The organism is Kitasatospora sp. NPDC094019 (assembly GCF_044764505.1).
Lineage (GTDB): Bacteria > Actinomycetota > Actinomycetes > Streptomycetales > Streptomycetaceae > Kitasatospora.
On the sequence record NZ_JBIWIF010000005.1, the window covers coordinates 69,651 to 82,611 of the forward strand.

The window sequence follows — 12,961 nt, forward strand, 5'->3', positions numbered from 1 at the left end:
GATGGCGCGTGCCGGGTGGTGCGGGGAGCCGGGCCGCCCCGCCGGGTGGCGGGGACGGTCGGGCGCGGGGCGTCCGCTCAGGCGGTGCGGACGCCCCGCCGTACGTGGGCGAGCGTGCCGCCGAGCAGATCGGCGGTCCCGGGGTCGGTGCTCGCGTGCGGGGAGAGCCGGATCCAGCCGGCCCGCAGGGTGGTGGACAGGCCCGCCGCGGTCAGCGCGCGATGGACGGCGGCGGGGTCGGCGCCGGGCAGTCGCAGCCGGGCGATCCCGCTGCCGGTGGCGGCCGGGTCGCCGGTGCCGCGGGGGGAGCCGTAGGGGGCGTCCGGCGTCGGGCCGCCGCCGGTCTCGGCGCCGGCGGCGCGGGCGGCGGCGAGCAGTCCGCCGAGCGCCTCGCCGATCCGGGCCTCGATCCGGCCGGGGCCCTCCTCCCGCACCAGGGCGAGCGCGGCGCCCAGGGCGGCGACGGCGGGACCGTCGGGGTTGGTCAGGGTGTGGGCGACGGCGCCGGGCCGGGGCGGGCACGGGTGGACGGGCGCGTCGATCGGGTCGACCACGCCGGACCACCCGCTGAGCCCGGGCCCGATCCGGTCGGCGATCCGGTCCCGGACCATCAGGACGGCCGCGCCCCAGCCGGCCCGGAGCCACTTCTGGCCGCCGGCGGCGAGCACGTCGGCCGCGTCGGCGGCGAACTCCACGGCGCCGAGGGCCTGGACGGCGTCGACCACCAGGATCCGGTCCGGTCCGATCAGTTCCTTGATCGCGGCCAGCGGCGCCCGGTAGCCGGTCGCGGCGTCGACGGCGCAGACGGCGACGGCGCGCACCCGGTCGTCCAGGTGGGCCCGGACCAGGTCGACGGTGACCGGGCCGTCGAGTTGCCGGACCGCCAGTCCGCCGTTGGCGGCGGCGCGCAGCCACGGGTAGACGGCGCCGGGGAAGTCGGTCCGGGCCACCAGGACGGTCCCGTCCGGGGCGGGGCCGCCGACGGATCGCGCACCGGCACCGACCGCGTGGGCGGCGGCGAACAGCCCGTGCGAGGTGGAGCCGACGAACGCGATCTCGTGCGGCGCGCAGCCCAGCAGTCCGCCCGCCGTCCGGGCCGCCGCCGCGGTGTCCGCGTCGAGGCTTTCGAGCGCGTCCCAACCGTGCCGGTGGAGCCGGTCGGCCTCGCGGAGCAGGACCCGTCGGACCGGCTGCGACACCGGCCCGAAGCGGGCGAAGTCCAGGTAGCCGAAGGGCTCGGCGAACTGCTTCAGGTACTCGGACATGGCCTTTCCTTGGTCGGGCGGCGCAGCGATTTGAACGTTCAAATCCCACACAAACGAACAGAACCGATCAACCTTCAACGAGCGGGAGCCAGCAAACGCCCCCGGCCGATTCCCCGTCAAGACCCTGCGCACCACCGACCCCCGGTCGAGACCCTCTCGTTACCGACCGCCGATCTGCCCTCCCACCAGCCCTTGCGCAATGCAATTTGACATTACTATTTTACTGGCCAGTGAGTCGAGAGATCATCATCGTTTCCCTCGACGTCATCAGACTCCCGCGCGGTCCCCCCGCGGACCCGGCGCCCCCCACGGCTCCGATCCCGCAGCACGCCCATCCCCGCGCACCCCCACATGCCCAACTGGAGCTCCTGTGCCCACCAGTCCCCGCCTGCGCTCGGTCCTGCTCTCGGCAGCCCTCGCCGCCACCCTCACCGCCCCGCTCGTCCAGAGCGCGCAGGCCGCCGCACCCCCCGCCGCCTCCGAGCGGGCCACCGGCCCGGCCACCACCTTCGGCGGCACCACCGCCCACCCGGCCGGCCCCACCGGCGACGTCGCCCACGGCAGCAGCACCACCGGCGCCCCCGGCCCCGAGGGGGCACCGGGCAACGAATCGCTCCAGCCCACCACGGACGCCACCCGGCCCGCCGCCGACCCGGCCACCCCCGTCGCCCAGGCCGCCCCGGCCGCCGCCGACGCCGCCGCGGCCTGCTCCTTCGGCTCCTTCACCGCGCTCTCCCCGGCCGCCCTGGCCGACTTCCTCGCCGACCGCTCGCACACCTACGACGGCTGTCTGCGCCCGCTGCTGGTCGACTGGCGCCCCGAACTCGCCAAGGTGCTGACCCCGGCCCACGTGCGCGCCGTCGCCGACCGGATCACCGCCCTCTCCCCCGGCTTCGACAGCGCCAACAACCGCAACCAGCAGGAACTCTGGTACTACCTGCACGTCGCGGTCTACTTCGACTACGGCCACGCCGAGCTCGACCTCAACGACGACGCCACCGCGGCCGCGGTCGACCGCGCGATCACCGCCCACACCGCCAACCCCCGCTCGTTCGACCCGACCACCGCCGCCGGCAACACCATGGGCGAGCTGCTCCAGACCTCCACCGCCCCCAAGCTGCGCCCCGGCCGGCTCCCGCTGCTGGAGCGGGTGCTGCGCCAGTACGCCACCCCCGGCACCGCGTACATCGGCGACCGGGGCTGGAACTGGGCCCTCCAGGCCGCGCTCCAGCTCAACTTCCAGGGCGTCAACAACGTCACCGAGGACGGCGGCGCCTTCCGCGCCGCCGCCGTCGCCGACCCCGGCTACCGACAGGCGATCCGCGCCTTCTCCGGCTACACCCACCTCAAGGGCACCGACACCGAGTGGGCCGTCGCCGACGCCATGAACGAGTACGCCCGCTACGCCGTGGTGGACGCGCTCAAGGCCGGGATCAAGGCCGAGATCGGCGACGTGGTCACCACCGTCCAGAACAACTTCGGCCGCCTCAGCCGCCCGTGGCTCAACCTGGCCGTCCCGCTCAACGACTTCGGCCTCTGCGGCCAGTACGGGGCCTGCCGGGCCGACCTGGACAGGCAGTTCTTCCCCAACACCTACACCTACGACAACGGCTCCCTGGTCATCCGCACCGCCCTCGACCGGGCCACCGCCGACCAGCTGTACTACGCCACCAAGCAGGTCAAGGCCCAGTTCTTCCGGGTCATCGGCACCGACCGGCCGCTCGCCGACGACACCCACCCCACCCTCACGGTGCAGCTGTACGACACCAAGACGAACTACCGCTCGCTCCAGTACCTGCTGTTCGGGATCGGCGACGTCGAGAACGGCGGCATGTTCATCGAGGAGAACTCCACCTTCTACACCTACCAGCGGACCACCGCCGAGTCGTACTTCAGCCTGGAGGAGCTCTTCCGGCACGAGTACACCCACTACCTCAACGCCCGCTGGGCGATCCCGGAGTCCGGCTACACCACCCGCTGGCCCGGCAGCGCCACCTTCGCGATGAACGAGGGCACCGCCGAGTACTTCGCCGGCTCCACCTCCAAGGACGGCGTCAAGGCCCGCAAGTACATGGTCCGCCAGATCGCCCAGGAAGGCGCCGCCGGGACGCCCCGCCTGACGATCGATCAGATCCTGCACGCCAGCTGGGAGACGCTCGGCTTCCGGGTCTACCCGTACGCGGCCACCTTCTTCAACCTGCTCGGCGAGCACCACCCCGACCGGCTCGCCGAGATGTACCGGCTGCTGCGCGCCGACGACGTCACCGGCTACAACGCCTGGCGCGACCGCCTCGGCCGCGACGCCGCCCTCCAGCGCGAGTACAACGCCTTCCTGGACACCGAGATCCCGCTCGCCGACAACCTCTACGTTCCGGCCACCACCTACACGCCGAACAGCCGGCTCACCTACGCCTGGGCCACCGAGGTCCGGGACGCGTTCACCCGCGCCACCCAGAACACCCCGGTCTGCAAGGACAACGCCGACTGGAACAACACCATGCGGTTCACCTGCACCGGCCGGATGACCGCCAACCTCACCAACACCCTCGACGCCGGACAGGTCCGCACCGACATGGCCGCCACCGTCGACTACTTCCTGCTCACCCGGGGCGGTGCCGCCGCCAACAACCTCGCCGACATGAACTGCTGGTTCGGCCAGGTCGAGGTCTGGCCCACCGGCCGGGCCGGCAGCGCCGACTACACCTGCGAGGGCCCGCTGCGCCGATAGCGCCCTCCCCCGCGCGGGGGGCGGTGCCCGACCGGCCCGCCCCGCCCCGTCCCGAGCGGCCCCGGACCGACCGTCCGGGGCCGCCCCGGCACCCCACCCCACCGGCGGGATCGCTCCTGACGGCCGGATCCGGCCGTGTGTAGGGTGACAGACGATCCTGAGGCGCATCGGCCGGCGACCGGCCGTGCCCCGAGGGGTCGTCCCACCGCCCCGATCCGAGGACCACGCCGTCATGACCCAGCCCGCCCCGGACGGCCTCACGGCCGCCACCGACGCGGAGCTCGCCGAAGTCCAGGCCGAGGCCCTGTATGTGATGACTCCTCAGGGCCTCCTGGCCTCGGTCAACGACGTGGGGGGCCCGGCCCCCGCCCGTTGCTTCCTGTCCCGCACCCGCGCCGCGGTACGGGTGTGGACCAGCGCCGAGCTGCCCGCGCCGACCGGCGCCGCGATCCGCGCCTGGGCCGCCGCACAGCCCCCGGTCGACGACCTGGCCGAGGTGGCCGAGATCCCGGAGGAGGTGGCCCGGCTGGTCGCCCGGCACCGGCCGGTCTCCGACACCTACATCGGGCCCGCTTTCGCGGTGCTCGGCCCGCTGGTCGCCACCGAGGTCCCGGGGCTGCGGTTCGAGGTGTGCGGCCCCGACCGGGCCGAGGAGTTCCGGGACGGCTTCCCCGAGCTCGCCGCCACCCTGGCGGACCGGCAGCCGACCGTGGCCGCCTTCGACGGGAACCGCCCGGTCGGGGTGTGCTGCTCGGCCCGGGTCGGCCGGCGGGCCTGCGAGGCGGGCACCGCGACCCTCGCGGAGTACCGGGGCCGCGGCATCTCCCCGGCCCTGGTGACCCGGTGGGCCGAGCTGGTCCGGGCCACCGGGAGGACCGCCCTCTACAGCACCGAGTGGGACAACCAGGCGTCGCTCGCCGTGGCCCGGCGCCTCGGCCTGTCCCGGTACACCGTCAACATCAGCCTGTACTGACCGCGCCCCGGCTCCCCGCCCGGGAGCCGGAGGCGGGGCGCGGCCCCGGGTCAGCGGCGGCCGAGCGACCGGTACGTCCAGCCGGCCGCGCGCCAGGCCCCCGGGTCCAGCACGTTGCGGCCGTCGACGACGGCGCGGACGGCGACCTCCTCGCCCAGCGCCACCGGGTCCAGTTCCACGAACTCGCGCCACTCGGTCAGCAGCAGCAGCACCTCGGCCCCGCGCGCCGCCGCCGCGGCGGAGGCGGCGTAGGCCAGGTCGGGAAACGCCTTGCGGGCGTTGTCGAGGGCCGCCGGGTCGTACACCGAGACCCGCCCGCCCTCGCGCGCGATCGCCGCCGCGACGTCGAGCGCGGGCGAGTCGCGGATGTCGTCCGACTCGGGCTTGAAGGCGGCGCCGAGCACGGCGACCTTCCGGCCGGCGAAGGAGCCGGCCACCAGCTCCCGGGCGTGGTCGACGGCGCGGGTGCGGCGGCGCAGGTTGATCGCGTCCACCTGCCGCAGGAACTCCAGGGACTCGCCGGTGCCCAGCTCCTCGGCACGGGCGACGAAGGCCCGGATGTCCTTGGGCAGGCAGCCGCCGCCGAAGCCGAGTCCGGCCGCGAGGAAGCGCCGGCCGATCCGCTCGTCGTGGCCGAGCGCCTCGGCCAGCCGCACCACGTCCGCGCCGGCCGCCTCGCACACCTCGGCGATCGCGTTGATGTACGAGATCTTGGTCGCCAGGAAGGCGTTCGCGGCGGTCTTGACCAACTCGGCGGTGGCGTAGTCGGTGACCACGGTCGGGATGTCGCCCAGCGGCCCGTACAGGTCGCGCAGCAGTCCCTCGGCCCGGCCGGGGCGCACTCCGAGCACGATCCGGTCGGGCGAGAGGGTGTCCTCCACCGCGTGGCCCTCGCGCAGGAACTCCGGGTTCCAGGCGAGTTCCACGGCCTCCCCGGCGGGCGCCAGGGCGGTGAGCCGGGCGGCCAGCCGCTCGGCCGTGCCGACGGGGACGGTGGACTTGCCGACGATCACGCAGGGCCGGTCCAGGTGCGGGGCCAGGGCGGCCACGGCGGCGTCGAGCTGGGAGAGGTCGGCGGCCCCGGAGTCCTTGCGCTGGGGCGTGCCGAGGCAGAGGAAGTGCAGGTCGCCGAAGGCGGCGGCCTCCTTCGGGTCGGTCCCGAAGCGCAGCCGGCCGGCGGCCAGGTTGCGGCGCAGCAGCTCGCCCAACCCCTGCTCGTGGATGGGCAGTTCACCCTGGTTGAGGGAGCGGACCCGGTCCTCGTCGATGTCCAGTCCGAGGACCTCGTGGCCGAGTTCGGCCATGCAGGCGGCATGGGTGATGCCGAGGTAGCCGCTGCCGATCACCGTCAGGCGGTGGCGCATGGACGGTCTCCTGTCGTTGGTGGGGGTGCGTGGCATTGCCGGACGGGGCAGGGAGACCGGCCGGCGGAGGGACCGGCCGGGGGAACGGAGGAGCGGCCGGGGGAACGGACGGGGTGGACCGGGGGCGTCAGCCGACGGCCCGGGTCAGCCGGCGCACGGGCCGGACGGCGAGCAGGGCGAGCGCGCACCCCAGGCCGACCACGGCGCCGAGGAACAGCAGCCGGTGCACGCCGACCAGGCCGCTGACCGGGCCGGCGACCGCCTGCCCGAGCGGGACGGCCAGGATGGATCCGGCGATCTCGTAGGCCGCGACCCGGTTGAGCTTGTCCTCCGGGATCCGGGTCTGGACCGAGGTCGCCCACTGGACCCCCCAGAACGCCCACCCGATGCCGCTGACCAGATAGCCCGCCATCAGCAGCGGCACCGGCGGCACCAGGGCGGCGGACAGGGGCATCAGCGGGAAGAGCAGCATCGCCACCGCCCCGCCGAACAGCGGACGGGACGGGCGCAGCCGGATCGCGACCAGGCCGCCGAGCACGCAGCCGACGCCGAAGGCGCTCTCCGCCCAGCCGAAGGCCGCCTTGCCGTGGGCGTCGATGATGGACACCGCGCCGACCGGGGTGATCGGGCCCCAGACCGCGACGCCGAGGACCCACCAGATCAGGATCACCGACCACAGCCAGGAGCGGGAGCGGAACTCGGTCCAGCCCTCGCGCAGGTTCTGCAGGGTGGAGGCGCTTCGGTCGGGTTCGGTGTACGGCAGCCGCAGGGCGGTCAGGCAGAGCCCACTGACGACGAAGGTGGCCGCCGTCGCGGCGAAGACCGAGGCCGGGGAGACCACGGCGACCAGGGTGCCGGCGATGGCCGGGCCGGCCATCGTGGCGACGCCCTGGCTGACCCTCAGGACGCCGTTGGCCTGCTGCGGGTCGGCCGCGACCTGGGGGACCAGGCTGGTCAGCCCCGGCTGGAACATCGCGGTGGCGAGGCCGCCGAGCACCGACGCGACGACCAGCAGCCACAGCGGCGGGTGGCCGAGCCAGAGGCAGAGCGCGAGCCCGGCCTGAACCGCGCAGCGCGCCCCGTCCGCGGCGATCATCTGCGGGCGGGGGTGGAACCGGTCGGCGAACACCCCGCCGAACACCACGAACAGGGCGAACGCCCCCATCCACGCGCCCAGCGCGACGCCGACGGCGCCCACCCCGAAGCCGAGCGAGAGCATCGCGACGGCCGTCGCGACGGGAATCATGGTGTCGCCGAGCACCGCCATGGTGCGGGCGGTGAAGTAGAACCCGAAATTGCGGGTCCACAGGCGGGCGGGCGGGGCGGGCGGCGCGGCCAGGGTCGCGGCCATGGGGCTCCTTCGGGACGTCCGCCGAGGCGGGGCGGGTGCTCGGGGTCGGGCGGGGTGCCCGGCGTCGGGCGGAGTGCTCGACGTCGGGCGGAGTGCTCGGCGTCGGGCGGGCGCGGGCCTCGGGGGTGGTGTGCGGCACCGACCGGCACCGGCACCAGCACCGGCGCCGACCAGCACCGGCACCAGCACCAGCACCAGCACCAGCACCGACCCGACACCGGAACCCGCACCGGCGGTGCTCAGAGGTCGAGCTCGACCCCGTACGCGCGCAGCCAGGCGTCAGTCTGCAGGGCGGTCTCCAGCGCGGCCCGGCCGACCCCCGTCACCAGGGCGTCCGCGCCGTCCCGGGCCACCGCGGCCCGGAGCCCGGACGCGAGCAGCGGGCCGACCGGGCTGTCCGGGTCCAGCGCGACCGCGGCCAGCCGCTCCCGCAGCACCCGGTCGTAGCCGGCGTCGCGCAGGTTGGGGTAGGGCGTCTTGACCCGCATCGCCACCGGTTCGGGCAGCAGGTCCTTCATCGCCGCCCGCAGCAGGCTCTTCTCCCGACCGTCGAACGCCTTCATCTCCCAGGGGATGTTGAAGGTGTACTCGACCAGCCGGGGGTCGGCGAACGGCACCCGGATGTCGAGCCCGGCGGCGCTGCCGAGGCGGTCCAGCCGGTCGAACAGCACCCGGGTGTGGCGGGTGTGCGCGAGGTAGGTGACCTCGCGGTAGCGGGCCTCGACCGGGTCCGCGACCGCGTCGGCGGCGGCGATCTCGGCGACGGCGGCCCGGTGGCAGTCCTCCTCGTAGCCGGCCAGGTCGAGCTTGCCGAGCAGCCCGGCGTCGAAGACGACGTCGGTGCCGAGGAAGCGCGGGCGGCCCTCCGCCACCCACGGGAAGGTCGGCCTGGCGATCCACTCGGGCAACCGGTTCCAGTTGTAGCCGCCGAAGACGTCGTCGCCGCACTCGCCGGACAGCGCGACGGCGGCGTGCCGCCGTGCCTCCCCGAACAGCAGCCGCAGCGAGGCGTACTGGTCGCCCTTGTTGATCGGGATGTCGTAGGCGGCGAGCACCGAGGCCCGCAGCGCGGGGTCGAGCAGGTCCAGGCCGACGAGCGAGATCTCGTCGTGCTCGGTGCCCGCGTGATCGGCCATCAGCCGGGCGTAGAGGTGGTCCTCGTTGCCCTGCGCCGCGGCGCCGTCGCCGCCCGGCTCCTGGTCGTTGACGGCGAGCGAGCGGATCGGGCCGCGGCCCTGGCGGCGGGCGAGGTCGGCGGCCAGCGCGGTGAGGGTGCTGGAGTCGAGGCCGCCGGAGAGCAGCGACAGGGGCAGTTCCCCGCCGTCCAGGTTCGGGGCGACGGCGTCCTCCAGGAGGGCGCGGACGGTGTCGACGGTGGTGCCCAGGTCGTCGGGGTGGCCGGCGACCCGCAGCTGCCAGTAGCGCCGCTCGGCCGCGCCGGAGCGCCCGACCCGCAGCAGCGCCCCGGGCAGGACCTCGCGCAGGCCGCGGAAGATCGCGTGGCCGGGCACCCGGGCGACGGAGAGGATGTCCCGCAGGCCGTCGGCGTCGACGGCGGGCCGGAATCCGGGGTGGGCGAGGACGGCCTTGGGCTCGGAGCCGAAGAGCACCCCGTCCGCGGTGGTCGCGTAGAAGAGCGGCTTGACGCCCATCCGGTCGCGGACCAGCAGCAGTTCCTCCCGGCGCGGGTCCCACAGGGCGAGCGCGTAGGTGCCCTCGATCCGGGTGACGAAGTCCTCGCCCCAGGCCAGGTACGCCTGGAGCACGGCCTCGGCGTCGCCGCCGGTGTCGGCGCGGTGGCCGGCGGCGGTGAGGCGGTCGCGCAGCGCGCGGGCGTTGGTGAGGTGACCGGCGAAGGAGAGCACGGCCCGGGGGCCGGTGTCGCCGGGTGCGGCGAGCGGCTGGGGGTGCGGGTCGTGGGCGGTGCGGCGGTGGCCGAGGGCGGCGTGCGCGGAGCTCCACAGCCCCTCGGCGGCGGGCCCGCGCCGGGCCAGTGCCGTGGTCATGGCCCGGACGACGTCCTGTCCGTCCGCAGTGTCACGGGAGGGGGTGTCGCGGGAGAAGTCGACCCAGCCGGCTATGGCGGACATGCGGTACTCCAGGGGTGGGCGGTGACGGGTGAAGTGGGGTCACGGTCGTTGCACTGGAAGGCAGCGGGGGCGGGGGCCGGCGGCGCCGGACGGGGCGCCGCCGGCCGGCGCGGTCACACCAGCAGGTCGGGAACCGCGGGAGCGGCGGGGACGGCCGGCGCCGTGTAGTCGCCGTGGATGTCGCAGGCCCACCACTGGGCGAGGGCCCGCATGCTCTCGCGCAGCTCGGCCGAGGGCCGCCAGTGGAGTTCGGCCCCGATCAGGTCGGTCGCCATGGTCCAGCGGTCGACCGTCGGGTCCTGGACCCACTCCCAGGGCGTCCGGCGCGAGACGTCGGCCAGCAGCCCCGCGAGCTCCTGCTCGTCGAAGGCCGCAGAGGCGACGTTGAGCACCGGCCGCGCGGGCGGGGACGCGAGCACGGCGCGCAGCGCGTCGGCGAGGTCGCGGTGGTCCAGTACCTGGTGCCGGCCGAGCGGGTTGAGGGCGAGCGGGCGCCGGGTCCAGGCCAGGTTCACCCACCGCACCAGCGGGCTGTGCTCCGCCGCGTACGGGCCGACCGGGTCGGCGAGGCGGAGCACCTGGACCGGGACGCCGTGGTCCGCGCCCCAGGCCCGGACCGCCTGCTCCTCCTGCCACCAGGCCAGCGCCACCGGGTCGGCCGGCGCGGCGGCCGGGAGTTCCTCGGTGACGGTCCGTTCGCGAATGCCCCGGTAGACGGCCGAGGAGCCGGCGTAGACCACGCGCTCCACCCCGGCCTCGGCGGCGGCGGCGAGCACATCGGCCAGCAGGCCCTCCTCCTCCGGGCGGCCCAGGTGCACCAGGTGCCGGACGCCGTCGAGGTCCCCGGCGGAGGGGCGGCCGGCCGGGTGCCCGGCCTCGTGGCCGAGGTCCTGGCCGTTGCCCCGGCCGAGGTCCTGGCCGATGTCGTGCCCGGCGTCGGCGAGCAACCGGGCCAGCTGCCGGGCGAAGGCGGGGTCGCCGCCGGTGACGGCCACCCGGGCGAGCGGGGCCGGCCGGGGCGTGCGGGCGGCCGGGTCGGCTCCGGCGCGACGGCCGGCGGCGAGCGCGGTCAGCGCGAAGTCGCGCACCACCGGGGCCGCCGCGAGCAGTTCGGCGGCGGTGAACTCCTCGCACAGGCCGCCCGATCCGAGCGTCTCCAGGACGGCGGCGGCGATCCCCGGGTCCGGCTCCGGCAGATCGGCGGTGACGGCGCCGAGCGCGAACGCGGTCAGCCACACGGCCCGGCCGGCGCCGTCCGGGAGGCCGGCCGCGGCGTCCGGGCCGGCGGCCACGAGGGCGGCCAGACAGGCGTCCAGCAGACCGGTGCGGGCGAGCTGCCGCTCGGTCTCCAGGTACTCCCACTCGGTGCCCCGGAGGACGGCGCAGCGGGCCTCGCCGTACTGGTAGAACGGCACCACCGGGAAGCGCGGGCACGGCCCGTCGGCCTCCGCCGGACCGGCCGCGCCGGTGAACAGCGTCGCCTGGCGGAAGCCGTGGTAGGTGTTGCCGGCCAGGCTGGGCAGGTCGTCGTGCTGGACCGTGCTGGGGGTGCAGAAGCGCACCGGCATGCCGATCGCGTTCAGGTAGCGCTGCACCACCACGTCGTAGGGCCAGCCGCCGCCGTGCTCCAGCTGGTACGCCTCGTAACCGCGGGCGGCCTCGGCGGGCAGCATCAGCGCCTGGCAGGGCACGTGCTCCTGGAGGGTGTACGCCCAGGGCTCGCCGGCGAGCGCGGCGAGCCGGGCGACGGCGCCGTTGCGGGCCTCCCAGCCCGCGTAGAGGGCGATCGCCTCGCCGGGGGCGGCCGCGGCGGCGCGCTCGGCGTGCTCGTAGAAACCCTCGGCGAGCACCACGTCGTCCTGCAGCACCAGGTGGTGGGTGGCGTCGGGCGCCACGCAGGACCAGGAGAGCGGCGCCACCCGGAGCGCGGTCGGGCGGCCGTCCGGCTCGGGGTCCATGATCACGAGGACTCGGCCCAGGGGGTCCGCGTCGGCGAGCCGCCGGGCCTCCTCCGCGCGCTTGGGGTGACTCATCACCGCGCCGCTCAGCCGCACCCGGGCCGAGTCGTCACGGGCATCCGTACTGACATCCGTACTGACATGTGTACTGACGTGCGTACTGGCATCCGTACTGGCATCCATCGAAGTACCTCGCTGTGGGGGGTGGGGGTTCGGCGGGGTCGGATCAGCGAAGGGTGCCGTCGGCACCGTCGGCACCGGCGTTGCGGACCTTGCGCTCGTTGTCGTTCAGGCCGTGGTCGGACCCCTGCTCGCGCTCCAGCCGGATCATCGCCGCGGGGCGGTAGTTGAGGATGTACGCCCGCCGCACCCGGTCGCTGGTGTTGCCGCGGGAGTAGTGCAGGGTGGTGCCGGAGTGCGCGACGCCCTGACCGGCCGTCACCGGCACCGCGGTGGCCCCGGGCTCGTCCTCGGAGCAGTCGCACTCGATGTTCTTGCCGTCGCTGGTGGGCCGGTGCGCGCGCAGCGGCCGGGTGTGCGAGCCCTTCACGTACCACATGCAGCCGTTGTCCGGCCCGGCGTCGTCGAGGGCCACCCAGAGCGAGACGGCCCGGGTGTCCGGCAGATCGATCCAGTACGCGGCGTCCTGGTGCCACGGGGTGGGCACCGCGGTGCGCGGGGCCTTGTGGATCAGCATGTCGAAGTCGAGCATCGCGTCCTCGCCGATCAACTCGCGGGCGAGCGCCAGTCCGCGTTCGTGCAGCGGCAGATCGAGGATCGGCGGGTGGAGCGCGGAGGGCCACATGATCTGGGTGATGTTCTCGACGCCGGCCTCGGCGCCCTCGGCCCGCGGCGCGTGCGAGCCGAGGTCGGAGCGCTTGTCTCCGCTCTCGATCTCACCGCTGAGGAAGCGGTCGTAGATCGCCCGGTACGCGTCGACGTCGTCCGCGGAGAGCAGGGTTCCGGCGAAGACGAATCCGTCCTCCCGGAATACGCCGACCAGGTCGGGGTTCGCGCTGACAGTCATGACTTGATCCTTTCCCGTGTACGGTCCGGGGCCGGTGGAATTCGCCGCGTCCGAGCGGCCCGGGCACGGCGGAGCACGGCGGAACGCCGTGGATTCATTCCGCCGCTTCATTCCGCGGTCGCGATTCGCGATTCCTGGTGCGCGGCCCGATGGCGGATCGGGTGTTCGCCCTTCCGGCGTTTCCCGACCCCGGTCATCAAATAAC

General features: G+C 74.9%; 8 protein-coding genes. 2 read left to right on the forward strand and 6 right to left on the reverse strand.

Annotated features, from left to right (window positions below; translation table 11 throughout):
* Positions 1-77: 77 nt before the first annotated feature.
* The gene (locus tag ACIQ9P_RS12715) at positions 78-1,265 is read right to left on the reverse strand and encodes an aminotransferase class V-fold PLP-dependent enzyme (RefSeq protein ID WP_402354098.1); all 1,188 of its coding nucleotides are present in this window, start codon (positions 1,263-1,265) and stop codon (positions 78-80) included.
* Positions 1,266-1,635: 370 nt separating this feature from the next.
* On the opposite strand from ACIQ9P_RS12715, the gene ACIQ9P_RS12720 reads away from it, so the two are divergent.
* Together ACIQ9P_RS12720 and ACIQ9P_RS12725 are read left to right on the forward strand one after the other, a co-directional pair.
* Positions 1,636-3,993 (forward strand): collagenase, encoded by a 2,358-nt coding sequence (locus ACIQ9P_RS12720; protein ID WP_402354101.1) that lies wholly within the window; start codon positions 1,636-1,638, stop codon positions 3,991-3,993.
* Between the two features lie 232 nt (positions 3,994-4,225).
* Positions 4,226-4,966 (forward strand): GNAT family N-acetyltransferase, encoded by a 741-nt coding sequence (locus tag ACIQ9P_RS12725; protein WP_402354104.1) that lies wholly within the window; start codon positions 4,226-4,228, stop codon positions 4,964-4,966.
* A gap of 50 nt (positions 4,967-5,016) precedes the next feature.
* On the opposite strand, the gene ACIQ9P_RS12730 is transcribed toward ACIQ9P_RS12725, so the two are convergent.
* The 5 genes from ACIQ9P_RS12730 to ACIQ9P_RS12750 form a co-directional block, all read right to left on the reverse strand.
* Positions 5,017-6,330, reverse strand: a complete 1,314-nt coding sequence (locus ACIQ9P_RS12730; protein ID WP_402354107.1) for a UDP-glucose dehydrogenase family protein — start codon at positions 6,328-6,330, stop codon at positions 5,017-5,019.
* Between the two features lie 127 nt (positions 6,331-6,457).
* Entirely contained in the window at positions 6,458-7,681 is a 1,224-nt protein-coding gene (locus tag ACIQ9P_RS12735; RefSeq protein WP_402354110.1) for an MFS transporter, read from the reverse strand.
* A 239-nt stretch (positions 7,682-7,920) separates the two neighbouring features.
* On the reverse strand, positions 7,921-9,771 hold the full coding sequence (gene asnB, locus ACIQ9P_RS12740) for an asparagine synthase (glutamine-hydrolyzing) (protein ID WP_402354113.1): 1,851 nt from the start codon (positions 9,769-9,771) through the stop codon (positions 7,921-7,923).
* Positions 9,772-9,884: 113 nt separating this feature from the next.
* Positions 9,885-11,804 carry an NAD-dependent epimerase/dehydratase family protein gene (locus tag ACIQ9P_RS12745; protein WP_402354116.1) on the reverse strand — a complete coding sequence of 640 codons (1,920 nt, stop codon included), beginning with the start codon at positions 11,802-11,804 and terminating at the stop codon, positions 9,885-9,887.
* Between the two features lie 151 nt (positions 11,805-11,955).
* The gene (locus tag ACIQ9P_RS12750) at positions 11,956-12,756 is read right to left on the reverse strand and encodes a phytanoyl-CoA dioxygenase family protein (RefSeq protein WP_402354119.1); all 801 of its coding nucleotides are present in this window, start codon (positions 12,754-12,756) and stop codon (positions 11,956-11,958) included.
* Positions 12,757-12,961: the final 205 nt, after the last annotated feature.

Excerpts from the sequence above, each read along its gene's own strand:
- ACIQ9P_RS12715 (WP_402354098.1), bottom strand. The coding sequence starts at position 1,265 with ATGTCCGAGTACCTGAAGCAGTTCGCCGAGCCCTTCGGCTACCTGGAC.
- ACIQ9P_RS12725 (WP_402354104.1), top strand. The coding sequence starts at position 4,226 with ATGACCCAGCCCGCCCCGGACGGCCTCACGGCCGCCACCGACGCGGAG.
- ACIQ9P_RS12730 (WP_402354107.1), bottom strand. The coding sequence starts at position 6,330 with ATGCGCCACCGCCTGACGGTGATCGGCAGCGGCTACCTCGGCATCACC.
- ACIQ9P_RS12735 (WP_402354110.1), bottom strand. The coding sequence starts at position 7,681 with ATGGCCGCGACCCTGGCCGCGCCGCCCGCCCCGCCCGCCCGCCTGTGG.
- asnB (WP_402354113.1), bottom strand. The coding sequence starts at position 9,771 with ATGTCCGCCATAGCCGGCTGGGTCGACTTCTCCCGCGACACCCCCTCC.
- ACIQ9P_RS12745 (WP_402354116.1), bottom strand. The coding sequence starts at position 11,804 with ATGAGTCACCCCAAGCGCGCGGAGGAGGCCCGGCGGCTCGCCGACGCG.
- ACIQ9P_RS12750 (WP_402354119.1), bottom strand. The coding sequence starts at position 12,756 with ATGACTGTCAGCGCGAACCCCGACCTGGTCGGCGTATTCCGGGAGGAC.